The organism is Timaviella obliquedivisa GSE-PSE-MK23-08B (assembly GCA_019358855.1).
Lineage (GTDB): Bacteria > Cyanobacteriota > Cyanobacteriia > Elainellales > Elainellaceae > Timaviella > Timaviella obliquedivisa.
Window position 1 is genome coordinate 102,552 of sequence record JAHHII010000009.1, and the last position, 26,412, is coordinate 128,963.

The window sequence follows — 26,412 nt, forward strand, 5'->3', positions numbered from 1 at the left end:
CCAGGAAACATTGGCATGAAACCGCGAAATACCAATTATTTATGGGTTAAGGCTGTGTTATCAACTGCGATCGCTTCAGCCCTGACCGCTTGTACCTTGCCCTTTTTCGAGAGCCTTAATCCACCTAGCTCCCCGACTCAAAGCCCCAGTGCATCTCTGCTGCCATCTGGTGCAGCCAGTGCCGCGAACCCAGGTTCAGAACCATTCCAGCCTGAAAGTCGAGTCATTCCTTTGAGCATTGAAGGACAGCCAGTAGAAGTTCAACTCAAGCTATTTGACCTAGCCGCTCTACCATTTACAACCTATGTGCCAGAAAAAGACTTTCAGAGCAATGTTAGTAAATTGGAGGGTGAATTGAAGGGTGGCTCAGTTGAAGGACAGGGCATTCAGTTTTACTACAGTCCTACGGGCAGGAAGGATGAGAATGCTTACGTCCAAATGTTTCTACCGAGTTCACTGAATAGCGTTGAAGACATTCGACAGTTAATTCTGGGAGATAAAGGTATCATGGCAAACAACCAGTGGGAGCTAGTCGATCGCACGGATGTCATCAGCTACTCGTGGGCAAAAGAGAAGCTCACTTATCAGCAGCCATCTCAAGGCACTGCCGCAGAAATGGCGATCGGCGCAATCTATATTGGGGAAGATAAAGGCAAGGCGTTCTACGTTCTAACCCACTATCCGGCAGAATATGCAGATGGCTTTGAGCCGCGATCGGCGGTGATTTTAGAGAATTTGCAGTTTAGAGAGTAGAGAAGGTTCACATGGTGTTCATCCCCATTCTGTTTGCTCAAACCCAGCCTGCTTTAGTCAATTCTATGAAGATTACTCCAGTCGCGGCTTTAGAACGTCTCTTTACCTCTCCGTCACCAAAAGCTGAATGGTTCGCAGACTCCTTCCTCAGTCAGGTGCCGTTGACTCAAGTCGAGCAGATTGTTACAGAGTTTCAGACCTTGCTGGGGGCTTATAAGTCGGTTCAACCTGACAATGAGGGGTATTTAGTTCAGTTTGATAAGGGAAAGTTATTAGCTCAAGTCTCGCTTAACGAGGCAGGGCAAATTACTGGACTGTTATTGCAGCCTCGTTCAGATGCGATCGCCCCAACTGAAGCCATTAAACAACTCCAAGCCCTCCCCGGTCAAACCAATCTGCTGATCGTCGAAGGCGATACCGAACTCGCCGCCCATAATGCCGATCAACCCCTTGCCGTAGGTTCCGCCTTCAAACTTGCCGTCCTCGCTGCCTTACGGGAACAGATCGAGAGAGGCGATCGCTCTTGGCGTGACGTTGTAGAACTCCGACCTGAAGACAAAAGCCTACCGAGCGGCATTCTACAAACCTGGTTCGATGGTGCGCTTCTGACGGTGCAAACTTTAGCAACGCTCATGATTTCTCAAAGCGATAATACTGCCACTGATACCTTAATTCATTCACTGGGAAGAGAGGCGATCTCTTCGAGTTACCCGCAAGGGGTCGCTCCTTTCGCTGCCCGTAACCGTCCCTTCCTAACCACACGAGAATTCTTCGCCCTTAAAAATCCTGATAATGAGGCGTTGCTCAAGCGCTATCAAACGGGCAACATTCAGCAAAAAAACCAAGTTTTAACTGAACTTGCGTCCGCGCCCCTCCCAGATGCCAGCGTATTTGAAGGTCAGCCCATTCTCCTAGACGTAGAGTGGTTTTTCTCTCCCCGCGAACTCTGTGAGTTAATGCAAAAGGTTGCAGACTTGCCACTCATGAGCGTCAATCCAGGAGGTGGCTTAGTGAATCCTGCTCACTGGCAGCGCGTTTCCTTTAAAGGCGGCTCTGAACCTGGGGTGATCAATCTCACCACCTCGTTAGTTTCTCTCAGTGGAAAAACTTACTGCGTTTCTGCAACTTGGAATAACCCAGATGCAGTTCTAGACGAAACCAGTTTCCTGACTCTTTACAGCGGCATCCTTGAAGGATTGCGCGCCCAGTAACCCGTAATAAAGAGGTAAGCAAGTTACAAGAGATTATCCTTTCATTGCTTCTAATAATGCTGTTAATGCTTTATCTTCGTGGGAATTCACCTGCCGATCTAACAGCGCAATGCCAACCGCTTTGGAAAGAGCGATCGCCGCCACATCTGGGTCTAATCCCTCTATCAAAATCTCCAACGACTGCGGTACTTTTAATGCTGCCCTAATTCCCAGCAGCATTCCTTCCTCAAATCCTAGCCTTTGCAACTGCGGAGCCAGCCCCTCCCAATTCGCATCCGGTTCTCCCGCCTGAATCATGTACGCTAACAGTCGTTGAAGCTTGCGCTCTTGCTGTTCAGTCATCATCGAAGCTGAAGATGGGGCGACCCCTTGCGGATCACTCGAAGCGATCGCCTTTCCCTGATCTAAATTTGTCAAAATCTTCTGCCAGTCCTGTGCCTCACAAGCGATCGGCTTCCCCACCGTCAAACAAACCTGAATCTGATTCGTTGCCGTGTCCAAATGCGTCACATGCGCCTGAACGCCCAAGAAGCCAAGCCACTGGGCGATCGTCGTCATCAGCGTTGAACGAGTCGCCTGACTGTTAGCAAGTAGACGAATTTGAGTACGAACCATTGGACTCACAAGTTGCGACAACATAGAGGCATCGTGGGGGTGTAAGAGTAAGTTCAATCTACACATTAGGATAGCGAAAGCCTGGATTCTGGCAATTGTGCTACCAGAATAGATTGCTGATTTTCCCAGGTGAGTTTGGCAAAGCATTCTGGGAACAATCAACCTAACTGTAATCAAACACTTGCCTCAGCTATGACTAATTCCTCGTCTCAGCGGCGTGCCCTGGTCGTACAACACAACTTTTCGCCGTTCAATAACAAGCTGATCCAATCTGGCTATGCCAGCAAGGAACAGATGCAACAAGCCTTGGTCGATAGCCGCAAAACAGGAAGACCCCTGACTGACGTACTAGCAATGATTACAGGGCAACAACTGCCCCCCGATCTGCTGCGCCAATACAAAAAGCAACAGCTCTTTGAACTCAAAATTCTCTACGGCGTTGAATCCCTCGACCCCGAAATTAGCCAGATTAGCTCCAATCAACTGACCCAGTTGATCGATGGGCTCATCCCCGTAGATGTATGTCGTCGCTACCGCCTCATTCCTCTCTCCCGCAACGACGACGAGCCGCCCTCTGTGCTGGTGGCAATGGTTAACCCCGACGACCTTGCAGCCCAAGACGACCTCAACCGCATCCTTCGCCCTCAAGGGTTGAGCTTACAGCGCATGGTCATCACTGCAGAAGACTATCAGCGCCTAATTTCTCAGTTTTTAGATGAACGAGACGAGAAACAAAGAGAAATCGAGTTTCATGCCAAGGTCGATGTCAAGTCAGATCTCGAAAGCCTCGACTACATGGATCTGGAAGAACCTGCTGACGATGCAGAATCCAACCTCGATGCCGCTCTTGCTGATGCCGATGCTGCCCCTGTCATTGCCCTTGCCAACAAGATTCTAGTCAAAGCTCTCCAAGAAGGCGTTTCAGATATTCACATTGAACCTCAAGAAGAATACCTGCGCATCCGCTTCCGCAAAGATGGCGTTCTCCGCGAGGCATTCGACCCACTGCCTAAGAAAATCATCCAGGCAGTGACTGCCCGCTTCAAAATCATTTCTAATCTGGATATTGCCGAACGTCGGATGCCCCAAGACGGTCGGATTCGGCGGATCTTTGACGGACGAAAGGTGGACTTCCGAGTCAACACACTACCCAGTCGCTACGGCGAAAAAGTTGTACTCCGAATTCTCGACAACTCTACCACCCAACTTGGACTCGACAAGCTCATTACCGATATGGACACGCTCCACATCGTTCAAGAAATGGTGTCTCGTCCGTTTGGTCTTATTCTGGTCACAGGACCTACCGGATCGGGCAAAACCACCACGCTTTACTCGGCGCTTGCAGAACGCAACGACCCTGGTGTTAACATCAGCACTGCCGAAGATCCGATCGAGTATTCCTTGCCCGGTTTAACCCAAGTCCAGGTCATTCGAGAAAAAGGCATGGATTTTGCTTCCATTCTGCGGGCGTTCTTGCGGCAAGATCCAGACGTGATTCTAGTGGGTGAAACGCGAGATAAAGAAACTGCCAAAACGGCGATCGAAGCTGCACTGACAGGGCACCTGGTCTTAACCACTCTACACACCAACGACGCAGCCAGTGCTGTCGCTCGTTTAGATGAAATGGGCGTAGAGTCCTTCATGGTTTCTAGCTCACTCATTGGCGTACTGGCACAGCGGCTAGTGCGAAAGGTGTGTTCAGAATGCCGCGTTCCCTACACTCCAACCGCCGAAGAGCTAGGGCGATACGGGCTTTCCAGTTCTTCTGATGCTGGAATGATGCTTTATAAAGCCAATTCTCTAACGCCTGAAGCGACACAGCAGGCGATCGCCAGCAACACTCTTTGCACCACCTGCAAAGGCGTGGGCTATAAAGGACGCTGCGGCGTTTACGAAGTGATGCGAGTCACCGAGAGAGTACAAGCCCTGATTACTCAAGGCGCACCCACCGAACATATCAAAGAAGCAGCCGTTGAAGAAGGCATGAAAACTCTTCTCGCCTATAGCCTCGATCTGGTTCGCCAAGGCTCTACGACCTTAGAAGAAGTCGATCGCGTCACTTTCACCGACACCGGATTACAAGCCGAACTCAAAGCTAAGCGCAAAAGCTCCCTCACCTGTCGCTGTTGCACCGCCGAACTCAAACAAGAGTGGCTGGAATGCCCTTACTGCACTACGTCCCGGTTCCAAGACTAAATCTATCAAGACTTCTAGAACGTACACCACTCAATAGCGACCTGATTTTAGCCGCCTTATTTTGCAGGAGAAACTGACATGGAATTAATGATCGAAGACTTGATGGAGCAACTGGTTGAAATGGGTGGCTCCGACTTGCACCTCTCAGCAGGACTGCCTCCCTACTTCCGGGTCAGCGGGCACCTAAAACCCATTGGCGACGAACCCATGACCTCCGAAGAGTGCCAGCGCCTAATCTTCAGTATGCTCAACAACAACCAGCGCAAAGCCCTAGAGCAAAACTGGGAACTAGACTGCTCCTATGGAGTTAAAGGTCTCGCCCGCTTCCGAGTTAACGTTTACAAAGACCGAGGCACCTATGCCGCCTGTCTGCGGGCACTCAGTTCCAAAATTCCCAACTTCGACAAGTTAGGACTCCCCGATATTGTCCGAGAAATGTCTGAAAAACCGAGAGGGCTGATTCTAGTCACAGGGCCAACAGGTTCCGGCAAAACCACTACCCTCGCAGCAATGATTGACCTGATCAACCGCACCAGAGCCGAGCATATTCTAACGGTTGAAGACCCGATCGAGTTTGTCTACGAACCGATCAAGAGCCTGATTCACCAACGGCAACTGGGCGAAGATACCAAAAGTTTTGCGAACGCGCTCAAAGCTGCCCTTCGGGAAGATCCAGACATCATTCTGGTGGGTGAAATGCGAGACTTAGAAACTATCTCCCTGGCAATTTCTGCCGCAGAAACGGGACACCTAGTTTTTGGCACACTGCACACCAGTTCCGCATCGCAGACTGTAGACCGGATGATCGATGTATTTCCCTCCGAGCGGCAAACTCAGGTTAGGGTGCAGCTTTCCAACTCCCTGGTTGCTGTCTTCAGCCAAACACTCGTTCCTAAGAAAAATCCTAAACCTGGTGAGTTTGGTCGGGTCATGGCTCAAGAAATCATGATCATTACCCCCGCCATCTCTAACCTAATTCGAGAAGGAAAGACTTCGCAGATTTACTCAGCCATTCAAACTGGGGGTAAATTGGGCATGGTCACGCTTGAAAAAGTCCTGGCTGACCAATACAAGGCAGGCACTATCTCCTTTGAATCGGCAATGTCAAGGACTTCTAGACCTGATGAATTACAGCGTCTGATTGGCCCCCCGGTTGGGTCTAAGCCCGGAGTTGCAGCTAAGTAATCAATCTCTTCAGCGGTTTTAAGTCATGCCTACCTATGTTGTTACAGCCAGAGATACGAAAGGAAACCCTAGAAAAGAGAAAATTAGTGCAGAGTCACCGGGTGAAGCTCGGACTGCTCTGCGAGAAAGGGGCTTGTTTGTTCAAGAGCTTAAGGAAGATCAAGGGCTGGTAAAAAAACTAAGCTCTCTGGACTTTCAAGAGATCCAGAACTCAATGGTCAGTGTGACGGTTAAGGATAAAGCCGTTTTCTCCCGCCAGTTTGCAGTGTTAATTAACGCTGGTGTGGCAATGGTGAGAGGGTTAGGAATTTTGTCTGACCAGTGCCCTAATCCCAAGCTTAAAAAAGCCCTTCAGGGTATTAGTGCTGATGTGCAGCAGGGGGTTAACTTATCTGATTCTATGCGTAAGCATCCCCAGTGCTTTGACAATCTATACGTCAGCATGGTGGAAGCTGGAGAAGTGGGGGGGGTTCTAGATGAAGTGATGAATCGTCTAGCAAAATTGTTAGAAGATGTTGCCCGCCTGCAAAATCAAATTAAGTCGGCACTCACATATCCGGTTGCTGTGGGTTTCATTGCGGTCACCATCTTTTTAGGAATGTGTATTTTCTTATTGCCGATTTTCGCCAATATCTTTAAGGAGTTGGATGCAAAGTTGCCGCCTTTTACAGCGTTCATGATTGGGATTAGCGACTTTTTGAGAACGCCGCTTTACATGGCGATTCTAATTGCCGCGATCGTTTTTCTCGTCTTTGCTTACCAGCGCTACTACAGCACAGATATCGGGCGGGTCACAATGGATGGCTTCTTCCTCAAAATGCCTTTATTTGGTGACCTAATTCAGAAAACTGCTACGGCTCGTTTCTGTCGTACGTTTGGTGCCTTGTCCCGATCGGGCGTACCAATTTTGACGGCACTAGAAATTGTGCGAGATACAGCGGGGAATCAGGTGATTTCTAATGCCGTTGACGAAGCCCGAAAGGAAGTGCAAACCGGGGGCATGATTAGTCTGGCGTTACAACGAGAGCACGTTTTCCCAATCATGGCGATTCAAATGATTAGCATTGGGGAAGAAACGGGAGAAATTGATACCATGCTGATGAAGGTGGCTGACTTCTATGAAGACGAAGTGGAGCAAGCCGTTAAAGGCATTACCAGCCTGATTGAACCGATCATGATCGTGGTGTTGGGGGGAATGGTAGGTTCGATTCTGGTGGCAATGTATTTGCCCATTTTTGGAATTATGGATGCGATTAAAGGCTAAAGCCTGGCTGACTCTAAAATATGACTGTTAAACAAGCGGATTACGAAGAGTTACTAGCTGAATACAGCGATTATTTAGGGGCGATCGCTCTCCTTAAAGAGTTTCGTCCTTACCTAGAAATGATTCCTAGTATGCGCCGTCCTGAGGAGAGCGTGATTACGGTGCCCTTACCGCTCGTGCGGATTCGCAGGGCTAAGTCGGCAACGACAGGGGAAACCGGCGAAATGTTTCGTCTTCCTTGTGATGTGGCGATTTTAATGTGCGACCCAGAATGGAAAATTAAAACTGGGGGCGATATTTTAGTATTCATTCATCGCCCATCAGAAGACTTTTCAGATTTTTTAGGACGTTGGCGGCAAACCCAAATTTATCTGAACAAAGGCTATGAATGGCAGATGCCCGAGCAGTACCAACATATTCTTAGCGAGGCGGCAGAGGAAACCTATCCTTTGTTTGTCATTTTTCCAGAAACGCCAGAGCGAATCAAGCGGGGGCTACGGGGCGCAAGTTTGCCATTTGTGACGCAGGCTGTTTATTCTGAAAATGAGTTTGCACTAGCTCCTACCTCCGCTCCGGCTTCAACATTGGGCACAGAAGAATAAGGGCGATTGCCATGAGACACTAGAAGGATGCCTACGAGCAACTTTGCTAGGATGACAGGACAGGACTGAGGAGCAACGCCCATGACAGAACTAAGCGATCGGGTGAACAACCACCGAGATTGGTCATGGCGATTTTGGTTCACGGTTCCCCTGTATCCTTATAGTCAACGGCGTACCCTCTGCACCGAAGTTGTCAAAGATAGAATTTGGACGTTTGACCAGCTTCAGGGCATTTTGTATGTAGCGGTACCCATTCGCATGACCGCAGTGCGGCTTGATGAGGGCGGTCTATTAATCTATGCCCCAGTTGCCCCGACACCTGAATGCATTCGCCTACTACAAGAGTTGGTGGTGCAGCATGGAGGAGTAAAATATATCATTTTGCCTACAGTTTCGGGGTTGGAACACAAAGTCTTTGTAGGGCCGTTTGCCAGGAAATTTCCCCAGGCTCAGGTGTATGTTGCTCCAAATCAGTGGAGTTTTCCCATTAGTTTGCCGCTGAGTTGGTTGGGTTTTCCAATCGGACGAACTCATGTTTTGCCTGAGCAGAGCCATGAAGCACCCTTTGGGACGCAGTTTGACTATGCCATTTTGACGATCGACTTAGGGCTAGGGACGTTTGGAGAGGTCGCTTTTTTTGATCGCCGATCGCAAACCCTGCTCGTCACCGACACCGTTTTAGTGGTGCCTGAAGTTCCCCCCGCGATCGTCCGGCTTAACCCAGATGCCCTGATGTTTCATGCTAAGGATCAGGCATTCGACCGGGTTGAAGCGAATGAAGCAACTTTCCGTAAGGGATGGCAGCGCATTTCACTCTTCGCTTTTTACTTCCGCCCCAGTGTGTTGGAACCGATCGCCCTAAGTCAGGCGTTCAAAGATGCCAGTAAGGCGTACGATCGCTCTAGGAAAGCTTATTTTGGGATATTTCCCTTTCGGTGGCGAGAAGATTGGCAGCGATCGTTTGAGGCATTGCGAGGCAAGGGGCGCTTATTGGTTGCCCCAATTTTGCAGACCTTGATTTTGAACCGATCGCCCAAAGAAACCTTAGAGTGGGCTGATCGGGTTAGCCAGTGGAACTTTCAGCGAATTATTCCCTGCCATTTTGACTCGCCTATCATGGCAAGTCCTCAAGAATTTCGGCAAGCGTTCACTTTTTTAGAGAGGCGATCTAATCCGACCCATCCCCTTTTGCCTGAAGACTTTGAGTTGTTACAAGAAATAGATCGAGGACTGACGCGATGGAGAATCTCGCCATCACCAAAAGAAAAAGTTTAAAGTCTCGTGGAACAAGCATCTGACTCATTCCACAAAGCTTTTAAGCCAGCAGTCTACAGGGTTAATGATTGGGCATTCGTTTCAATCAATTTAGCGAGATCTTGGAGGAATGCAGCAGCATCGGCACCGTAGATAATGCGATGATCGCAGGTAATGTTGACCTGCATTTGCTGCTTGATGCCCATCATGCCATCGGGCATTGCCACCACTTGAGGACGCGATGCCCCGATCGCCAGAATAGAACCTTGACCAGGAGGCAGAATAGCATCAAAGCGATCGACCCCAAACATTCCTAAATTAGAGAGTGTGAAGCCTCCAGAGCTATATTCATCCGGCTGAAGTTGCTTAGAGCGCGATCGTTCGACCAAATCTCGCCAAGTGCGCGACAGGGTATAAATATCGACTTGGTCGGCGTTTTGCAAGACTGGCGTAATCAATCCACCATCGTCCATTGCCACCGCCACTGCAACATTGATTGCTGTGCGATGAGCCGCGCCTTGCTCGGTGTAGTAGGCGTGAAGCAGAGGATGCTTTTGCAGCGTCATAGCCACTGCTTTTGCCAAGAGGGCAGTCATAGTAACGCCCTTAGACTTAATTTGCTTGTAGAGCTTGTCTAAGCCATCGGTGCTAATGGTGTAGCCCACGCGGTAAGTGGGAACCTGCAAGCTTGCCATCATGTTCCGCACAACTGCATTTTGCAGAGTGTTGAAGGGGATGATTTGTCCCGGTTGGGTAGAAGCAGGAGCCACAGATCTAGCAGAAGAGGCGATCGCCGCCGCAACTGGAGCAGGAGCGATCGTTGGAGCGCTCGTTGGAGCAACAGTCGGAACAGCTACAGGAGGAGCCGTCTTTCCGACAGCAGCTTCCACATCTTCTGCCACAACTCGTCCGTGTGGGCCACTTCCCTTTAACGTGTTCAAGTCAACTCGGAGATCTTTTGCCAACTTACGGGCACGGGGAGAAGCAACCGTTCTACCGTTTTGAACGACGGGGGCGTCGGCTACGGCAGCAACGGCAACTGGAGCAGCGATCGGAGCAGAAGCGGCGGCGGGTGCTGAGGCTTGGCTAGCTTGTTGAATAGCAGTGTCAATTTCGGCTTCAGTTTCAGCAATTAGGGCGATCGCCGCTCCAACGGCTGCCGACTCTCCGGCAGGAATCATAATGGTCGCTAAGTAGCCTTCGTAAAAGGACTCCACATCCATATCTGCCTTGTCAGACTCAACCACCACCACCGTTTCGCCCTTCTCAATTTTGTCTCCAGGTGCCTTGACCCACGAAACAATTTTGCCTTCAGTCATCGTAGAACTAAGGGCAGGCATGAACACTTCACTAATCATGACTATAGATCTCCACGAATTTCTTGGACAACCCCATCCCGCAACAAGACTTCAACCTGCATTTTGCTGATCAGGTTATCGCCAGTTTCTACTCGGAAAAGCCCTTCAATTTGTCCTTGTCCGACTTCTTGATCCATCTCAAGAAGCTGTACTTGCTGAAGCTGCTGAAGAATCTGATTTTTCTTTTCCAGGATTTCGCTTTTCTTTTGGTTAACTTGCACCTGAATGTTAGAAACCTGCTGCATCACCATAGGGTCAGAAGATTGACCGCCTTGTTTTTGCATTTCAGCAACCATGCGCTGACCCTGACCATCGAGTTGCTGAAGTTGACCGTCAAGCTGATTAATCTGGGTTTGCAATTGTTCTTGCACTTCCTCTTTCCAGCGAGGAGTGACAATAACCTTAATGTTGACGGCTCTTTTGAGGAGGAGGTGAGACTGAGAAACTTCCATGAATACTCGGCTAAAAAAGTGAACAAGGGGTCAGAGGAGGGCAAAAGTCATTGCTTACTTAAATAAAGCGCTAATGGAATGCACCCAATTTTGAACAAACAACCTAGGTAAATAATTTGGGCAATAGTCTGGGCAAGTCGCTTAAGCAAACATCTCGTCAATCATACCGCGATAGCGTTCCGCCACAACGGGGCGGCGGATTTTGAGGGTTTGGGTCAGCAGTCCATTGTCAATGGAAAAGGCTTCTGTCAGCAGCCGGAAAGGCCCTACCCGATCGTCAGGACGATAGCCAGGGCGATCTTTGATTTCGCGGGTTAATTCTTGACGAAACAAATCTTCGATCGCCTTGTTCTTAATATCCACCGAGCCATCGGCAGTAAGAGCACTAGGATGATTGGCTTCTGCCCATTTTTGCAAGGCTTCTAGGTTAGGAACGATCAGTGCGCCGAGCGATCGCTGATCTTGTCCCACCAGCATGAGTTGATCGACGTAGGCACTCCGCAGGCAAGCATCTTCAATCGGCTGCGGCTCAATGTTTTCGCCATTGGTCAGCACGATCGTGTCTTTTGCCCGTCCGGTAATGACCAAATGCCCCGCACCCAGCACCATGCCTAAGTCTCCAGTGTTAAACCAGCCTTCAGGGTCGATCGCTTTTGCCGTTGCCTCTGGGTTGTTGTAGTAGCCCTGCATCACCTGCGGGCCCCGAATTAGCACTAAGCCTTGCTTGCCTGGAGAAAGCGTTTTGCGGCTCTCCAGATCAACAATCCGAATTTCGGTATCGGGGAAGGGCTGACCATCGGCACCTCGCAGGTTTGCCGAGGGGCGGCGGACATTAGTAATGGGCGAGGTTTCGGTGAGTCCGTAGCCTCCCAAAATGTTAATGCCAACGATTTCAAAGAAGTCTTCAAGAAATTCAGCGATCGAGCCGCCGCCGCTGACCAGAAATTTCACCTCTCCGCCTGTGCCAGCCCGAATTTTCTGGTAAACAAGGCGATCGCCCCCCTGATGAATTGCCCACAGAGCAGGTAGTTTCGCCATTGCCGTTAGTCTGTCTGCCAACGAGGGATTCATGTTTTCAAGGTCAAGTCCTTGCAGCAACCGTCGGGCTTTGATGTACTGCAAACTGTTTTTGAGGAAAAACTCCACCAACTTTTGCTTTTTGGCGGGCTGATCGCGGAACTGTTTTTGAATGCCTTCGTAAATTGACTCCCACAGACGCGGCACACCCACCATGTAGTGAGGTTTGAATTCTTTGATATCTTTCTTAACGTGGCGAATGTTGGTGTAAATCTGAGTGCAGCCGTGGGCAAAGATAAAGTATTCAAACGTCCGCTCGTAGCAATGCCAAATGGGGAGAATGCTGAGGACGCGATCGCCGGGTTGAGGCAAAACAACAGTGGCAGCAGAAGTTACTTGCGTCACCAAGTTTCCATGGCTTAACATCACGCCTTTGGGGGTTCCCGATGTGCCAGAGGTGTACATCAGGGTTGCCAGGGTATTGCGGGTCTGGGTGACGGGTTGAAGAGCCGTGGTTTCTCCCAATGCCAGGACTTCCGAGAACTTCAGGATCTTGAAGGATTCTTCGGAGAAAGTTTCGTCAGTCAAAAAGATCACGAACTGGAGCGGTAAATCGGTGAGACTGGGACGAAGTCTTTTAAAGGTGGCAAGGTTTTCAACAATGAGCGCGATCGCCCCGCTGTTATTCAAAATAAACCGCAGTTCCTCCCCTTCTGCCTGCGAACTCCGGACTACATTGACTGCACCCGCCAGCATGACCCCTTGATCTGCCACGAGCCACCGAGGACAGTTGTCTGAAATCAGCGCCACCCGAGGCGGCACGCTAGAGGGTTCATCCGATGGAGCACTGGCAGGAATCCCCAAAGATTGTAAGCCAGCGGCAAATTGCTGGATTTGCTGGTAAAGTTCGGCATAGGTGAGCTTTACAACGGGCTGGGAGTGTGGATCATGGACTGCTGTGATGGGGGCAAATTTTTGGGCAGCGATCGCCCAAAGCTGAGGTAAAGACTGAACATGTTGATAGTCTATGGGGGAAGTTGACACGTGACCTCTCGAAGTAGAACCCGCAGCAGCCATGATGTTTATCTCCTAATTGTAGAAAGCAGTATTAAGAAAATTGTGTAGATGTCTAAAATATCTAGATGAATCGCTATCAGAACTACTCATAGCCTACGGCTTGACGCACTAGAATAAGCAATTGAGATGGACAGTCAACAATTTGTCAATCCATTAATGATCTGTTAGTCAAAACGTACCTCACTGGAGCAAAAAGAATGCCAAAAGCAACTTGGAATGGAGCAGTCTTAGCCGAGAGCGATCGCTGTGAAGTGGTTGAGGGAAATTACTATTTTCCACCTGATGCTATTAAAACTGAATACTTCAAAAGCAGCGCTACCCATACTACCTGTCCCTGGAAAGGCACCGCTAGTTATTACAGCCTTGAAGTCGATGGACAAGCCAATGTAGATGCAGCTTGGTACTATCCTCAAGCTAAAGATGCCGCAAAAAACATTGAGGGCTATATTGCCTTTTGGCGCGGAGTCAAGGTTGAGGCGTAGGCGATCGAAGCAGAAGCGAGGCATGAAGCTGAGCTAACTTTAGAACTGTCATAAAATTTTCAAACTGTCACAAGACACAAAACTTGATACTCAAATCTGTCTCCAAAGATGCAGCCAAAAGGATATGGGCATAATATCTGGGCATAGTGGCGCAATATTTAAAAAATAGGCACCATAGCCAGGCGCATTCGTCAGTTAACAGTGAAGTGGTAGCATAGGCGATCAGAACTCAAGAGCATTTGCCACCCTAGCGCTTTTATCGGATCGTGGGTCAACGTTTGATATACAATTTCTGCTGATTAACTCTGTGAGGGTAATGCAATTAAGTCGTCCGCCCATTCAACCCATAGCACCCGCAATTTTGGATGCGTTACCCAACCCTCCACTGCCGGAAGCAGTTTGCCCTCGACGCACGCGGCAACAGCTTGACCTAATGTTGCTGGCGATCGAAGCTTTAGATTTAGGCGGCGCAGAAGCCATGCTGACCGCTGCCAAAGAACTAGACTTGCAAAGCGTCATCAAAAACCGCGTTTCCTTCTGGCGACTGCGAGCAACAAACCCTCTCCGTCGCTATAGTCAACGCCGTCCCCTAACGTTGAATGAGGCAAAAGCTTTAGTCTTTATGACTTGCCACCTGGCTCGACGCATGACCGTTTTAATTCGGCAGATGCTTTTGGTGTACGACCAGCTTCTAGAAAAGCAGCTTCCCCTGGAGCAACATATTCGGCTAGGCAGCTACTTGGAACGATTTCGCGCCCATTTTCGCTCCCGCATGAATCCTAAACGGACTGCCGTTATCGCTTACAACTCTGATGAAAAGCTGAATCAACTGGCAATGAGTTTACTGGGTCAACTTTTGTTTTGTACAGGTACTTCTGGCGCACAGCGATTCTGGAGCAGTTTGTTTGATGGAGAAGCCTCATGACGATTCAACGCCAGTACAGCCTTCCCAACTGTCAACTATTAATTGAGGGTTTGAGTCAAGATGGGGCTGATGGGAGCGGTCGTCCCCCTATTTCGGTGGTGACGCATGTGGAATGCCGTGTGGCAGGGCACGATCGCCCTCTAATTGGCGGTAAGGAGCTTTTAGAAAGCTTAGTTAAAGCAGTAAGTGCTTATGCCCAAGAATATTTAAGTGGTGTTCCTCATCTAGCGACCCATTCAAAGCATCGTGGCACTCCTAAATTGGTGCAGTTACAAAGAATTGACACCAACTTGCATCGCCTGATGGTTCAGCCTCAAATCGATAATCCGATTGGAAAGGATAAAGCGAGGCTGCATCAGATGCCGAGTACGCCTGCTACACAGCTTGATCTAACCACAGTGCAGCTTTTTGACATGGTTGAGGCTGTTGATCAGTTTTTTGCTGATGCCCAGACGTTGCCAGAACTTTCGTTGAATTTAACTCCCCTTTCAAAGCGGTTTGCAGCAGCGCAAGAACCGATCGCCAAGCGGGCATTACCTGCGGCTTTGGGGTTATCAAGCTTGACGGTAGCCGCGATCGCGCTCTTCTATGTGCCTAATCCACCTAACCGTCGTCCCCAGCCCATCGCGGCAAACCCTGCGCTGACTAATCCTCTTGCCTCTGCAACACCTAATCCTACGATTACCCCAGTTGCTTCACCCAGTTCAACGGTGGCTGTCAGCCCATCTGCTCGATCGGTCAGTCCGGCTAGTATTGTTGCGGCTAGTCCATTGCTTAGTCCATCGGTTAGCCCAGCCGCTGCTAACAGCACAGCGATCGCTAGCCCTAGCGGTTCTCAAGAAATTGATGGAATTCTCAGCACTGCTCCTGAAATTACAGATCCAGGCAAGCTAGATTCAATTATTGTGGCGCTGCAATCTAAGTTATATGAAGGGTGGAACACCAAGCCCCCCCAAAGCTTTACCACGAACCTGGAATATCGGGTAGGTGTGGCTGAAAATGGCGAAATCTTGGGCTTTAAGTTTGCCAATGATGCAGCGCTCACCTATGTCAAGGAAACACCCTTGCTTGACTTGCGCTATAACCCAACAGGAGCCACTCCTAGCCCCGTACCTGTGGCTCAGCTTCTAGTTATTTTCAGACCCGATGGTATTTTAGAAATTAGTCCATGGCACAGTCCAACCCAAAACTCGTCACCCTAGAGTTTGTGTAACTGATTAAGCTATAGGCACCTATATGCCTGCGGACCTGCCCAAATGTTAGTCATGACTTGTCCATAAGTAATGGGGCGATCGTCTTCTGCTAGCTGGGTTTGACCATTGGTTTTAACCGTGTAAAAATTCCAATGCGGATCACCCACCATCCCCGCTTGGAAGAGTACTTGTTCAGGATGAGTTTGGCTCCAGCCCATTAAAACTGCGTTGCTGTAGTTAATTCGCGAAGGGGCAAGCGTTTGAGTTTGATTAGTGCGGCTATCCCAAACTACGGCAAAGTCGGAGGCGACGCTGCTGCCAAAGATCGCCTCAAATTCCCTCGCAAGGAGGCGATCGCCCGTTTCTGACCAAGCAATCGGAATGAGAACGGCGATCGTTCCTGCCTGTTCCGATTCACTTGTTCTGAAGGGAGAATCGGCAAATGGCGAAGATGCCATGATGGTTTGCAGGTTGCCTGTGCGCAAGTTTTCAAGAAATAAAGCACTGACGACTCGGCTTTGCGTAAAATGCGCAGCGGGCTGCACTTGTATCCGACTGTATGCCGCATAATCTCTATTCGGCGAAAGGAGGGACTGGCTACGATAATAACCATAGTAACCCGGCGCAAAGCCGCCGCCGAGCGCAATGGAGGTGACCCAGGTCCAGGGAATAGGATGAGGACTGTTGAGCGGATCGAGTTGCACAGACTGTATATTCATTCTACAAAAACACCCAGAGTGAAGAGCTTAGGGTCAGCAAGAAAGACAATATATTACGTAATCAATGAGATATTGAGCCAGTCTAAGCATTAAGAATCATGAACTGCGCCTTGAGTGAGTTTAGTTAGTCGAGTGATGGTAAAGGGGGTTAGGAAAAAGTCTGTAGAGGATAAAGTGCCAGGCTCGTTATTCGGCCTGAACCTAATACTTCTAAGATTAAATGTTTCAAGATTAAATAAATGAGGGCTGATATCCGAACTTGCAGAACCCTTCAATTCGCTGTATTTTTTCTAAAAATAACATTTTTCTAATAGCAAGCTTAAATGAGACAGCATTAGATGAATCTTAATCTCACTTTCGAGGAACAACGAGGTCAAGTTCATGGTGAATCCAGTTACCCAGCCTTCTGAACGAGTCGAAAAACATGCCCGTAAATCTGAAGTTAAGGGAGGATTTTTGCTGGTATTAATTTTTCGGCTCTTACTACTGGGGATCAGTGGTAGCCTTGCAGCCCTAGTAGGAATAGCGATCGCCCAGTTTTATCCAGATACTGCCCAAGAACCCCCGATCGTGGAGAAGGCGTTGCGTCAGTCCCAGAATTGGGTGAATCAACAAAAACAGGCACTATTTCCAGCGCCCCAGCCTTTAACCGCACCCTCTCCAGCCAGTCCGATCGCGCCCTCCCCGATCAATCAGTTGCCCCCACCCTCTGCTCCACTCTCAAAGGCTGACCGAGACAAGCTTCAGGCAGAACTAGCACAGCTTCAGGCGCAGCTTAAGGGATTAGGCGATCGCGCTGCTACTATAGAAACTCAGCTAGGAGAAACTCAGCTAGGCTCCTCGGCTACAACACCCCTTGGGCAAGCCTTGATAGTAACCTTGCCTAGCGATAGCCTATTTGATGCGACCCAAACTACTTTGCGCCCCGAAAGTCTTGCTCTTCTCGATAGCCTGATCAGCGATCTTCAGCGCTACCCAGGCGCTACTGTTCGGGTATTGGCGCATGTAGACGAGCAAGGTGCAGTTGCAGCCGATCGCTCCCGTTCTTTTGAACAGGCAAAAGTTGTTAAGCAATATTTAAGTAGCAAGCTGGGCGAAAATTATCAGTGGGTGGCGATCGGCTACGGGCATAGCCGTCCTTTGGCAGGAAATAGCTCTCAAGGCGACTCCACGCGGATGTCTCAAGGAGATCGCCAACGAAACCGCCGCATTGAAATTGCGATCGATCCTCAATAAAAGCGAGCTTGCCGAAGAACCTCTCCCCAACCCCTCTCCTAAAGAAAGGGGCTTTGAAGTAGAGAGGGGCTTTGAACAGGTTGATACTTTTATGGGGTGATGGCTAAATTGACCTTGAATTATAGTCTTTTAAGAAGTTGATGAAAATTGTTTTTTTAGGAACGCCTCAATTTGCGGTGCCTACCCTAGAACGCCTGCTGAACTGCGATACCTTTGAAGTGGCAGCAGTCGTTACCCAACCCGATAAGCGGCGAGGTCGGGGCAATGACCTGATGCCCTCTCCGGTCAAAGGCGTTGCTGTGGCGCATCAAATTCCAGTGTGGCAGCCGCAGCGCATTAAAAAAGATATAGAAGTGCTGGAGTTATTACGAGCAGTGGGAGCAGATGCCTTTGTGGTAGTGGCATACGGGCAAATTCTCTCTCAAGAGATTCTGGATCTGCCGCGTCTGGGATGCATTAATGGGCACGGTTCCTTATTGCCCCAATATCGGGGGGCAGCACCAATTCAGTGGTGTTTGTACCACGGCGAAACTGAAACCGGGATTACGACAATGCTAATGGATGCAGGCATGGATACAGGAGCAGCGCTGCTGAAAGCGGTCACCCCGATCGCCCTTTTCGACAATGCCCAAGATCTCGCCAAAACACTGGCTGTCGTCACCGCCGATCTCATGGTGGATACGCTGCTAAGACTCGACCAAGGCAGCATTCAACCCATTCCTCAAGATCATGAGCAAGCAACCTATGCGCCACTAATTCGTAAGGAAAACTACGGGCTAGATTGGACAAAAGCGGCGATCGCGCTCCATAACCAGGTGCGAGGCTTTTATCCCAACTGCGTGACAACGTTTCGGAATCAATCCCTCAAAGTGACTGCAACAGTGCCACTCAATGGCGATCGTGCTCTGCTACCGTCCGAACTTCAGCAATATGACGGGTCAGAGAATTTAGAGGCTGCACCAGGAACTGTGGTAGAGCTACTCAAAAACCAGGGTGCGATTGTGCAAACCGGAGCAGGGAAGCTATTGTTGAAAGAAGTACAAATGGCAGGCAAGCGATTGCAATCGGGCTGGGACTTTATGAACGGCACTCGCTTGCAAGTCGGCGAAATATTAACAATAAATATAGATCAATTAGATCAACAAATTACGAAGGGCTGACAATTGAGCAAGCTGGAGGAAGCTCAGTCGAACCAAACACAGGTGCCGGATCAAGCCCGGCAATTTGCTGAAATTGAGTTGAAGTAATGGTGCTGACAATAGGCTGATTTTCCCAAAGCTTCAGTTTGTCATGGACTTTCATCAAAAAACTGACCCCGCGTACCAACGGGATCGTCAACCAAGCATCGACCAAAGTTTCAATCAGCGCTAGCTCAATCAGAGGGCGAGGATATCTTTGCAAGAGTTCCTCTAAATAGCTGTCAAAACGCATCGCTTCGTCGCCGCCTAATTGATAGCTGCTAACGATATGCTTTACCCGTTGTCGGCTTAACTGTTCCCAGATTTCCATTGAAACCTCAGTCCAACATTCTGTGAGAGGATAGGAGCCTAAGACAAATCACTAATGCTTGCATTAACTCACTTGAAAGATTACTGATAAAGCTACTTAAAAGAATATTTACAAGATTAGCGTACTAATTCGTGATCAAAGTATCTAACATTTCAAGACAGGTTTATAAATTTAATCTTAAATTTAATCTTAAAAAACCCTTAACTCAAATCGTGATGCTCTAGATAAAACTGCCAAATCTATGACTGGAGAAGAATTACAGCAGCTTTTTTTAATCAAATGGGGACATTCTTATGATGTCCAAATTCGGCGCGTACAGCAGAAAATGTTGGTTCAGATTATGTGGAAATACCTGGAGCAAGCCTCTTTTCCCATGACTGAAGCAGAGTACTTAGCCCATTTAGATACTGTAGCCAGCTACGTTAGCGCCTGGGGTGGAGACATTCAGGTGCAGCGCTTTATTGCCCAAACGCGCGATCGCCCTCGCCTCGGCAAAGCTGTCAGTATTCCCATAGACTTGGGCGCAAGAGCCTCAGAATGGCTGCTAGAAGAGTTTTAGCGTCCAATGTTTTTAACGCCTAGCTTAACGCCCAATCATCTTTACCATGCCAATACCGCCAAAGTACAACCCCAGCACTGCTCCACCAAGCAAACTCTGAGTTACCGGATCAGTTGAAGGCGTTAGCACCGCTCCCAAAACAGCCGCCCCCAAAATTACATAGCGCCATCCCGATAACATTTGCTTAGATGAAACAATGCCAATTAAGCCCAATAAAAGCTGAATCACGGGAATCTGAAATGCCAGCCCTGTGCTAAATAGCAAGAGCAACACAAACTCAAAGTAGCGCTCGATCGACCAAAGCTGTTCTACAACCCCTTCGCCATAATTAATAAAAAAGTTAAGCGCTGCCGGGATCAATAGAAAATAGGCAAATGCCAAGCCTCCAGCAAACAAAAACGTCGAGCCAAATACAATAGGCGCAATAAATCGCCGTTCCTTGCGAGTTAGTCCAGGCAGGACGAATTGCACAATTTGGTAAAGAATAAAGGGGCTAGCCACCAAAATTCCGCTATACCCTGCCACCTTAATCGACACAAAGAAATATTCGCCCGGAGCCAGTTGCAAAAACTTGACTCCCTGCGCCGGAACCTCTAGGAGATGAACAATGGGATTAACGAAGGCAAAGCAGCCAACCACGCCTACAACGACCGCAATCAGGGCATAAAAAATCCGCTGTCGCAGTTCCTCTAGATGGTCAAACAACGACATCTCTACCTCGTCGGGTAGTTCGTTATCTGGCTCTGGCTCTGGCGCGATCGAGTTGCCGTTTGAAAGGGGGGCAGTGGTGCTTGCCACGGGTTGAGTAGCTGGCTCTAATTCTGAAGGTGCAGTCATTGGAGAGGGGACTATGGAGTTGCTGAATCTCTATTTTACAGAAGAGTTTAGAGCATTATCTTAAGGGCTGTCTCCCGGCATCATTGTAGGGATCGGAAACGAGAGATTTTACAGCTTTATTTTGACCCATCCAATTTCTGGGACTAAGTTCTAAGACTATTGTGATGCTGTTTTTTAGCCTTTAGCTTGCGATCGTCTGGCAACTCCATAGATACAACCAATAATTGCTACACCCACACTTAAACCTAAGCCACCGCTACCACTCCTCAAGCCTCCAGGAATCAACGTCATATAAAGCTCTGCAATCATAAGCCACAGCAGAGCGCCTGCTAAAGAGCCAATGATCAGACCTAGTAAAACCTGATGCAATGGAGTGGCTGAGTTTAATCTTCGCAATGTCCATCCACCGCAAATTCCGCTGACTGCTCCAGCTAACGCACCGTAGGAGAGAAATCTAAATATTGGAGATTGCAGTTGGTCTTCGGCATCCGCTGCTTCCAACCCAGTCATGAGCCAAGCAGCAAGAACTAACGCCATCAGCCACCAGGCTTTTTGAATAAAAATCTTGAAGCTGAGTGACTTTGCGTTACGTTGCGTTGGGAGCGAGATGCGAGCGGGCGATCGAGGAGGTCTAAATCCAGATGAGGGCTGATTTGAACCTTGATTGTTACGGTAGGGTTGCGGCGAAGCCGATTGGGTTTGAGGCGGTTTGGATCTGAAGGGGAGGGGATCGACTGGCTCTTGTTGAGCATAAAGTTTAGGAATGAGGGCTTCTGATACTTTGTGGGTGGCGATCGCATTGCAGCCAAACTGGTAGGCTTCGCGGTAAGTTCTGCCTGCGCCCAAGGCATCGTAAAAGCCCACGGCAAACTCAACTGCGGTGCGATCGCCAATATCTTGACTCATACCGACCACGTAAGGAATATGTTGACTAATTGCCCTGGCTTGCACCTCCGAAAAACAGGCATTTAAAACAACGCACTCAACTTGATTTTTGAAAAGCTTAAAGAGTTCCGCCAAAGCCTCTGTCGGAAATAAGTGAGTTTTCCCATCATCAGTTTCTACAGCCAATCCATCTAACCCGTAGCCATGTCCGCAGAAGTGAACAATTTGAGGCTCATTACGAAGCAAAGCCCGCCGAATATCTCGCTCTTTCACAGCCGATCGCTTCTTTAAATCAAAGTAATCGCGTTTCCTAGCCAAAATTAAGCTGTCATCAATTTCACGCTCTTCCTGATCCAACCGCAAACGGGCAGTATCGGTAGGATTCGCTGCCAAAATCAAGATTGTTTTTACAGAGCTACGGGCGTGCATTCGGCTTTTTGTGTCAGTAGGAAACAGAATTTTTGCAATACCTTGTGTTCAACCACCTTAGAGGTTGTCTGAGAAGTCTAGGTTGCTATCCAATCCGCCCCCTAAATCCCCCATTTTGGGGGACTTTGAAGAAGGAGTGGCTCGGAAGTCCTGCCCCAAAATGGGGGGTTGGGGGGCGAGTGTAAGAATCTTTGATACTTCTCAGACATCCTCTTAGTATTTTGAATACATTGGAATACATTGACAGCCTTAAGAGAAGACTAAAGAACCTTAATCTCGCCAAATCCAGCGAGCATTGCTGATAGAAGCTTCTATTTGCTTATTCCTCATCCTATGGTCAGCAACTCTATGGAATCATCCTAGGATCTTTAAAATTTAGTTAACTTTTTAATTTTTGTCGCCTCGTCCGGATATTATGTCACTAGCCCAGAATATACAAGATTCTCTAAAGCAGATCTCCTAAATTTTAGATCTACATTATTGATTAAAGATTGAACTGTTTTCTGAAGTGAAATTTGAATAACAACTCACTTCTAAATATCAGATTTAGGTTGATTTAATACTGCTCTAGCTTAGGAGAATCGTACATGCGCCGCCCCCTCGCTCTGTTCTCTATTACGCCAATTTTCTTCTTTGCTCAAATTCCTGGTCTTTCTAAAAACTCTCAGCTTGAGCCAAATCAGCGCTTGACCATGTACTCCAAGCCCGCCGTGGTCAGAATCTTAGCGGGCTGCTTTGGTAGGTATAAATATGAAGGTGTCTCATATCCGTTTTTGTCTGGTGGAATAGGATCAGGGTATTTTGTAGATCCCAATGGTTACATCGTGACAAATGCGCACGTTGTTAACCTGGCAGAAGGAGGAGAAAAAGCTTGTAGAGAGCGGCTTTTTAACAATCTTGTTAAACGATTAACAACTGAGAATGACCTTTCTAACGTATCCCAGCTACGTAAGGAGAACATTAGAGAAAGTAGCACTTTGAGTGATTTTGTCTTCAGAAATGACGTTGTTCTCCCCAATAGTGAAATCTTCAAGTTTGAGGTGAAGGAACGTGGACTGCCTGTTGTAGACCCCGATCGCCAAGACATTGGTAAAGATGTTGCAGTCGTTAAAATTGAAGTTACTAATGCACCTGTTTTGAAGCTAGGTGATTCTACGACCGTTCAAATACAAGATCCTATTGTTGTATTGGGTTATCCAGGTGCGGCTGATGTTACGTCTGTTCTCAGTGACAAGTCTTTTTCAGAGGCTTCTGCACTAGATGGTAAAGTAGCAAACTCCAATAAAACACTGCAAAACGGCTCTCCAGTATTGCAGCTTAATGTAACTGTGGCTCCTGGGAGTTCGGGGGGACCTGTCTTGAATCAGCAAGGCGAAGTCATTGGCATGATTACCTTTGGCGGCAGCGGTTGGGACGAGGAAACTGGGTTTCCCTATGCAATTCCGACCAGCACCATTTTGGAATTTACGAGAAAGTCTGGTGCTGCTAACGAAGAAGGATCTACAGGACCTCTTTATCGAGAAGGGCTAGATCTGTACTGGAACCAGGACTATGAAGGCGCGAAGACAAAATTTGAGGCGGTGAAAGGACTATTTGAGCAGCATTCAGAAGTGGATAAGCTGGTTCAAGTTTCTGAGCAGAAGATTGCAGAACGTTGGAAGAGCAAGAGTTATATACCGTTACTGGCAGGTGTGGCGATCGCTTTGCTGGGGCTGCTGGGAGCCTACTTTATTGTTCGTCGCAGATCGACACCTGCCTTTGCAGGAGTTCCGGCAGATGAGCAAGATTTTGTCGATCGCTCCACAGAAGCAATAGAGAGACAACCTAGCCGTTCAGGTCAGGCAGCAACGCCCAACAACAGAACGGTTATGAGTTCGTTAGCACGAAGCAAAGATACTGTTCTTTCGGTTCAAGGGGCTATTTTGAAGTTGAAAAACCATGAGGGTCAAGTCCAACAGTTTGAACTCAGAGACAGCCAACATCGGTTGGGGCGCGATCGCCAGTGGGCAGACTTTAAAGTGCCTGAAACAGGTTGGGATGTTCTTTCAAAACGTCATGCAATTCTAAAGCGAGAGAACAATAGCTACCGCATTTATGATGGCGATGGCGCTAGCTTTAGTACCAACGGCGTGCGGGTGAATGGAACGCGAGTTTCATTTGAAGGGTATTTGCTCAACAACGAGGATCAGATTCAAATTGGTGAAGATTATAACCAAGTGACAGGCATCTTTCAGGCTGAAGACAGTAAGAGAACAGCGCCTCAACCTGGAAACAACTCTAGTTATTAAGACGGTATCAAGACGGTTATAGTTAGGCTATTCATGCTTGGCGATCGCCCATATCTATGCAAGCTTCATTCCTAGGGCAGTTGTTAGATCGTCGTTATCGGGTCATTAGTCCCTTAGCGGCGGGTGGTTTTGGGCAAACTTATATTGCCGAAGACACTCGCCGTCCGGGCAATCCAAAATGTGTTGTCAAACATCTTAAACCTGCCAGCAGTGACTTAAGGTTTCTAGACAATGCCAGAAGACTTTTTGCCACGGAAGCCGAAACTTTAGAAAAGCTGGGAAACCATGAGCAAATTCCGCGGCTACTGGCATATTTTGAAGAAAGTGAAGAGTTTTTTCTCGTTCAAGAACTGATTGATGGATATTCTTTAGCAAGCGAATTGCCGCCTGGAAAGCAATGGGCTGAAAACCAAATCTATCCCTTGCTATGGGAAGTATTAAACGTTTTAGTCTTTGTACATGGGAACAACGTTATCCACCGAGATATTAAGCCCGAAAACTTGATCCGTCGGCATCAAGATGATCAATTTGTCCTGGTAGACTTTGGTACCGTTAAACAGATCCGCACCCAAATCATGTTTCAGGGACAGCCAACTGCAACCATTTCAGTTGGAACTCCAGGATACATGCCGACAGAACAGAGCCATGGCAGACCTCGCCCCAATAGTGACATTTATGCTTTAGGGATGATTGGCATTCAGGCAGTTACTGGGTTAACGCCCATGCAGTTGCCAGAGGATGTAGAAACCGGAGAATTGCTTTGGCAAGATCAGTCCCAAATCAGCAACGAGCTTTCAAACATCTTGGCTCGAATGACGCGGTATCATTTCAAAGACCGTTATCAATCTGCTACAGAAGTTTTGCAAGACCTAGAAGGTTTAATGAATCGTCGGGGGATGGTGCCCGTTAGTCCAAAACCGTTAGTTACGCCAGTTACGCCTCTTCAACCGACAGCTATTTCTTCAAATGATGTTCCGCTTTACCGCAAGCTGACCACTGATCTACCGCCCACTGTCATTTCTCAAAAGTCTATTAATGACTCTCTTGAAGAGGCGATCGCTTCGAGTTATCCGCAAGGGGTGGCTGAACCTATTATTGAGCCAGTTTCTCAGCCTGAATCAATATCTGAATCAATATCTGAATCAATATCTGAATCAATCATGCCAGAGCAGAGTTCTAACCCTAAAGTAGAACAAATTTCTGAACCCATTATTGAACCAGTGCTTGAATCAACTATTAAGACTGAAATTATTGAGCTACAACCCATTGTTGAATTTGAATTAGAATGTCCTATTGAGTCAATTATCGAACCCATCCCCATTGTCGAACCCATTGTCGAACCCATTGTTGAACAGCCACAGACAGAACCAGAAACGATTAACGCGCCTGAAATAGCGATCGAACCAGAAATTAAAGCTGATTCTGAAACCAAATCTGTTGCTACTGTTCAACCTATTTGGCTCATGGGTGGTTGTGCACTCATGATTGGAATAGGGATAATAATAGGAGGAATTTACGTTGTCCAAAAACAAGCCTATCTCAAAGCACAAGACGCTTTAAGGCAGGTTAGTTCTTTGCAAGCAGCAGGGGAATATGAGGACTGTGTTCAGCAAGCCAGCCAAGTCTCTGAACAATATTTAGATTTATATGCTCAAGCCCAAGGATTAAAAGGTGACTGTTTGTTGGCACAAGCAAAAGCTTTGGCAACGCAACGGAAGTTTAAGGATGCGATCGCCCAAACTCGTGCAATTTCTCCTAACATGGAAGCCTATCCACAAGCCCAAAGTCTAACGAACCAGTGGTCTGAAGCCATTCTCAAAACTGCGACAGAGCAATATCGTCAAGGCAAGTTTCTAGAAGCAAAAGCGATCGCCCAAGCCATTCCGTTCAGTGCTGCCATAGCTCCCAAAGCCGAACAAACGATTCAACAGTGGCAAACTGAATGGCAAAAAAATGAGGAAATTCTTAAAGCAGCTCAGAAATTCTTGACCAGCAGCCAATGGCAAAAAGCACTCGATCAGATTCGCAACATTAAGATATTAGGGCAGCCTATCTCTCAAAATAGTGTTTATTGGAAAATGCACGTTCAAGAGATTGCAACAAAAGCAAACCGAGAAATTGAGGCGATCGCCCAAAAGAAGGCGGCGGCGGCGGCAAAAGCTGCTGCCCAAGCCGTCCAACAGGCTCCCGTCTATAGCAGCAATGATAGTTACTCTGGTTCCGGAAGCTCTGGTTTTGAAAGTTATGGCGGTTCGGGCAGTGGTGGTTCGGGTAGCACTAACACTCCTCCTGCCGCTGCGCCGCCCCCTAGCGTGCCTTCGGGTGGTGGCAGCGGTTGGATCGAGCGACGACTATAACGGACAATC

General features: G+C 48.2%; 23 protein-coding genes. 15 read left to right on the top strand and 8 right to left on the bottom strand.

Annotation, left to right across the window (positions count from 1 at the left end; all coding sequences use genetic code 11):
- Positions 1-15: 15 nt before the first annotated feature.
- Together KME11_16285 and KME11_16290 are read left to right on the top strand one after the other, a co-directional pair.
- On the top strand, positions 16-753 hold the full coding sequence (locus KME11_16285) for a hypothetical protein (GenBank protein MBW4516769.1): 738 nt from the start codon (positions 16-18) through the stop codon (positions 751-753).
- 65 nt (positions 754-818) lie between these two features.
- Positions 819-1,964: a serine hydrolase gene (locus KME11_16290; GenBank protein ID MBW4516770.1), complete on the top strand. Its 1,146-nt coding sequence runs from the start codon at positions 819-821 to the stop codon at positions 1,962-1,964.
- A 33-nt stretch (positions 1,965-1,997) separates the two neighbouring features.
- On the opposite strand, the gene KME11_16295 is transcribed toward KME11_16290, so the two are convergent.
- Positions 1,998-2,603 (bottom strand): hypothetical protein, encoded by a 606-nt coding sequence (locus tag KME11_16295; protein MBW4516771.1) that lies wholly within the window; start codon positions 2,601-2,603, stop codon positions 1,998-2,000.
- A gap of 168 nt (positions 2,604-2,771) precedes the next feature.
- On the opposite strand from KME11_16295, the gene KME11_16300 reads away from it, so the two are divergent.
- The 5 genes from KME11_16300 to KME11_16320 all read left to right on the top strand — a co-directional run bounded on the left by KME11_16300 (position 2,772) and on the right by KME11_16320 (position 9,101).
- Positions 2,772-4,775: a GspE/PulE family protein gene (locus KME11_16300; protein ID MBW4516772.1), complete on the top strand. Its 2,004-nt coding sequence runs from the start codon at positions 2,772-2,774 to the stop codon at positions 4,773-4,775.
- A gap of 78 nt (positions 4,776-4,853) precedes the next feature.
- Complete coding sequence (locus tag KME11_16305; GenBank protein MBW4516773.1) at positions 4,854-5,960, top strand: type IV pilus twitching motility protein PilT; 1,107 nt, start codon at positions 4,854-4,856, stop codon at positions 5,958-5,960.
- A 25-nt stretch (positions 5,961-5,985) separates the two neighbouring features.
- A complete protein-coding gene (locus KME11_16310; protein ID MBW4516774.1) occupies positions 5,986-7,224 on the top strand; it encodes a type II secretion system F family protein in 1,239 nt (412 codons plus the stop codon).
- Positions 7,225-7,244: 20 nt separating this feature from the next.
- Positions 7,245-7,826: a hypothetical protein gene (locus KME11_16315; GenBank protein MBW4516775.1), complete on the top strand. Its 582-nt coding sequence runs from the start codon at positions 7,245-7,247 to the stop codon at positions 7,824-7,826.
- An 81-nt stretch (positions 7,827-7,907) separates the two neighbouring features.
- Entirely contained in the window at positions 7,908-9,101 is a 1,194-nt protein-coding gene (locus tag KME11_16320) for a DUF4336 domain-containing protein (protein ID MBW4516776.1), read from the top strand.
- Between the two features lie 53 nt (positions 9,102-9,154).
- Here KME11_16320 and KME11_16325 read toward each other — a convergent pair whose 3' ends face one another.
- The 3 genes from KME11_16325 to KME11_16335 form a co-directional block, all read right to left on the bottom strand.
- A complete protein-coding gene (locus tag KME11_16325) occupies positions 9,155-10,438 on the bottom strand; it encodes a 2-oxo acid dehydrogenase subunit E2 (GenBank protein MBW4516777.1) in 1,284 nt (427 codons plus the stop codon).
- 2 nt (positions 10,439-10,440) lie between these two features.
- A complete protein-coding gene (locus KME11_16330; GenBank protein MBW4516778.1) occupies positions 10,441-10,890 on the bottom strand; it encodes a YlqD family protein in 450 nt (149 codons plus the stop codon).
- Between the two features lie 141 nt (positions 10,891-11,031).
- Entirely contained in the window at positions 11,032-12,984 is a 1,953-nt protein-coding gene (locus KME11_16335; protein MBW4516779.1) for an AMP-binding protein, read from the bottom strand.
- A 197-nt stretch (positions 12,985-13,181) separates the two neighbouring features.
- Here KME11_16335 and KME11_16340 point away from each other — a divergent pair, with 197 nt between their 5' ends.
- From KME11_16340 to KME11_16350, 3 genes are all read left to right on the top strand, one after another.
- Complete coding sequence (locus KME11_16340; GenBank protein MBW4516780.1) at positions 13,182-13,466, top strand: DUF427 domain-containing protein; 285 nt, start codon at positions 13,182-13,184, stop codon at positions 13,464-13,466.
- Between the two features lie 316 nt (positions 13,467-13,782).
- Positions 13,783-14,391: a DUF3038 domain-containing protein gene (locus KME11_16345; protein ID MBW4516781.1), complete on the top strand. Its 609-nt coding sequence runs from the start codon at positions 13,783-13,785 to the stop codon at positions 14,389-14,391.
- Positions 14,388-15,593, top strand: coding sequence for a DUF4335 domain-containing protein (locus KME11_16350; protein ID MBW4516782.1), 1,206 nt, complete (start codon positions 14,388-14,390; stop codon positions 15,591-15,593). Before KME11_16345 ends, KME11_16350 begins: the two co-directional genes overlap by 4 nt.
- 20 nt (positions 15,594-15,613) lie before the next feature.
- Here the strand turns inward: KME11_16350 and KME11_16355 are convergent, their stop codons facing one another.
- Entirely contained in the window at positions 15,614-16,303 is a 690-nt protein-coding gene (locus KME11_16355; protein MBW4516783.1) for a hypothetical protein, read from the bottom strand.
- Between the two features lie 381 nt (positions 16,304-16,684).
- Here KME11_16355 and KME11_16360 point away from each other — a divergent pair, with 381 nt between their 5' ends.
- Together KME11_16360 and fmt are read left to right on the top strand one after the other, a co-directional pair.
- Complete coding sequence (locus tag KME11_16360; protein ID MBW4516784.1) at positions 16,685-17,539, top strand: OmpA family protein; 855 nt, start codon at positions 16,685-16,687, stop codon at positions 17,537-17,539.
- 140 nt (positions 17,540-17,679) lie between these two features.
- Positions 17,680-18,699, top strand: a complete 1,020-nt coding sequence (fmt, locus tag KME11_16365; protein ID MBW4516785.1) for a methionyl-tRNA formyltransferase — start codon at positions 17,680-17,682, stop codon at positions 18,697-18,699.
- Here fmt and KME11_16370 read toward each other — a convergent pair.
- On the bottom strand, positions 18,686-19,048 hold the full coding sequence (locus KME11_16370; GenBank protein MBW4516786.1) for a hypothetical protein: 363 nt from the start codon (positions 19,046-19,048) through the stop codon (positions 18,686-18,688). The genes fmt and KME11_16370 overlap by 14 nt on opposite strands.
- Before the next feature lie 241 nt (positions 19,049-19,289).
- On the opposite strand from KME11_16370, the gene KME11_16375 reads away from it, so the two are divergent.
- A complete protein-coding gene (locus KME11_16375; protein ID MBW4516787.1) occupies positions 19,290-19,607 on the top strand; it encodes a DUF3067 family protein in 318 nt (105 codons plus the stop codon).
- 24 nt (positions 19,608-19,631) lie between these two features.
- Here the strand turns inward: KME11_16375 and tatC are convergent, their stop codons facing one another.
- Positions 19,632-20,444: a twin-arginine translocase subunit TatC gene (gene tatC, locus KME11_16380; protein ID MBW4516788.1), complete on the bottom strand. Its 813-nt coding sequence runs from the start codon at positions 20,442-20,444 to the stop codon at positions 19,632-19,634.
- 174 nt (positions 20,445-20,618) lie between these two features.
- Complete coding sequence (locus KME11_16385) at positions 20,619-21,758, bottom strand: CHAT domain-containing protein (protein ID MBW4516789.1); 1,140 nt, start codon at positions 21,756-21,758, stop codon at positions 20,619-20,621.
- 587 nt (positions 21,759-22,345) lie between these two features.
- On the opposite strand from KME11_16385, the gene KME11_16390 reads away from it, so the two are divergent.
- Positions 22,346-24,046 (top strand): trypsin-like peptidase domain-containing protein, encoded by a 1,701-nt coding sequence (locus tag KME11_16390; GenBank protein ID MBW4516790.1) that lies wholly within the window; start codon positions 22,346-22,348, stop codon positions 24,044-24,046.
- Positions 24,047-24,102: 56 nt separating this feature from the next.
- Positions 24,103-26,403 carry a protein kinase gene (locus KME11_16395; GenBank protein ID MBW4516791.1) on the top strand — a complete coding sequence of 767 codons (2,301 nt, stop codon included), beginning with the start codon at positions 24,103-24,105 and terminating at the stop codon, positions 26,401-26,403.
- The last annotated feature ends 9 nt before the right edge of the window (positions 26,404-26,412 follow it).

Excerpts from the sequence above, each read along its gene's own strand:
- KME11_16285 (MBW4516769.1), top strand. The coding sequence starts at position 16 with ATGAAACCGCGAAATACCAATTATTTATGGGTTAAGGCTGTGTTATCA.
- KME11_16290 (MBW4516770.1), top strand. The coding sequence starts at position 819 with ATGAAGATTACTCCAGTCGCGGCTTTAGAACGTCTCTTTACCTCTCCG.
- KME11_16295 (MBW4516771.1), bottom strand. The coding sequence starts at position 2,603 with ATGTTGTCGCAACTTGTGAGTCCAATGGTTCGTACTCAAATTCGTCTA.
- KME11_16300 (MBW4516772.1), top strand. The coding sequence starts at position 2,772 with ATGACTAATTCCTCGTCTCAGCGGCGTGCCCTGGTCGTACAACACAAC.
- KME11_16305 (MBW4516773.1), top strand. The coding sequence starts at position 4,854 with ATGGAATTAATGATCGAAGACTTGATGGAGCAACTGGTTGAAATGGGT.
- KME11_16310 (MBW4516774.1), top strand. The coding sequence starts at position 5,986 with ATGCCTACCTATGTTGTTACAGCCAGAGATACGAAAGGAAACCCTAGA.
- KME11_16315 (MBW4516775.1), top strand. The coding sequence starts at position 7,245 with ATGACTGTTAAACAAGCGGATTACGAAGAGTTACTAGCTGAATACAGC.
- KME11_16320 (MBW4516776.1), top strand. The coding sequence starts at position 7,908 with ATGACAGAACTAAGCGATCGGGTGAACAACCACCGAGATTGGTCATGG.
- KME11_16325 (MBW4516777.1), bottom strand. The coding sequence starts at position 10,438 with ATGATTAGTGAAGTGTTCATGCCTGCCCTTAGTTCTACGATGACTGAA.
- KME11_16330 (MBW4516778.1), bottom strand. The coding sequence starts at position 10,890 with ATGGAAGTTTCTCAGTCTCACCTCCTCCTCAAAAGAGCCGTCAACATT.
- KME11_16335 (MBW4516779.1), bottom strand. The coding sequence starts at position 12,984 with ATGGCTGCTGCGGGTTCTACTTCGAGAGGTCACGTGTCAACTTCCCCC.
- KME11_16340 (MBW4516780.1), top strand. The coding sequence starts at position 13,182 with ATGCCAAAAGCAACTTGGAATGGAGCAGTCTTAGCCGAGAGCGATCGC.
- KME11_16345 (MBW4516781.1), top strand. The coding sequence starts at position 13,783 with ATGCAATTAAGTCGTCCGCCCATTCAACCCATAGCACCCGCAATTTTG.
- KME11_16350 (MBW4516782.1), top strand. The coding sequence starts at position 14,388 with ATGACGATTCAACGCCAGTACAGCCTTCCCAACTGTCAACTATTAATT.
- KME11_16355 (MBW4516783.1), bottom strand. The coding sequence starts at position 16,303 with ATGAATATACAGTCTGTGCAACTCGATCCGCTCAACAGTCCTCATCCT.
- KME11_16360 (MBW4516784.1), top strand. The coding sequence starts at position 16,685 with ATGGTGAATCCAGTTACCCAGCCTTCTGAACGAGTCGAAAAACATGCC.
- fmt (MBW4516785.1), top strand. The coding sequence starts at position 17,680 with ATGAAAATTGTTTTTTTAGGAACGCCTCAATTTGCGGTGCCTACCCTA.
- KME11_16370 (MBW4516786.1), bottom strand. The coding sequence starts at position 19,048 with ATGGAAATCTGGGAACAGTTAAGCCGACAACGGGTAAAGCATATCGTT.
- KME11_16375 (MBW4516787.1), top strand. The coding sequence starts at position 19,290 with ATGACTGGAGAAGAATTACAGCAGCTTTTTTTAATCAAATGGGGACAT.
- tatC (MBW4516788.1), bottom strand. The coding sequence starts at position 20,444 with ATGACTGCACCTTCAGAATTAGAGCCAGCTACTCAACCCGTGGCAAGC.
- KME11_16385 (MBW4516789.1), bottom strand. The coding sequence starts at position 21,758 with ATGCACGCCCGTAGCTCTGTAAAAACAATCTTGATTTTGGCAGCGAAT.
- KME11_16390 (MBW4516790.1), top strand. The coding sequence starts at position 22,346 with ATGCGCCGCCCCCTCGCTCTGTTCTCTATTACGCCAATTTTCTTCTTT.
- KME11_16395 (MBW4516791.1), top strand. The coding sequence starts at position 24,103 with ATGCAAGCTTCATTCCTAGGGCAGTTGTTAGATCGTCGTTATCGGGTC.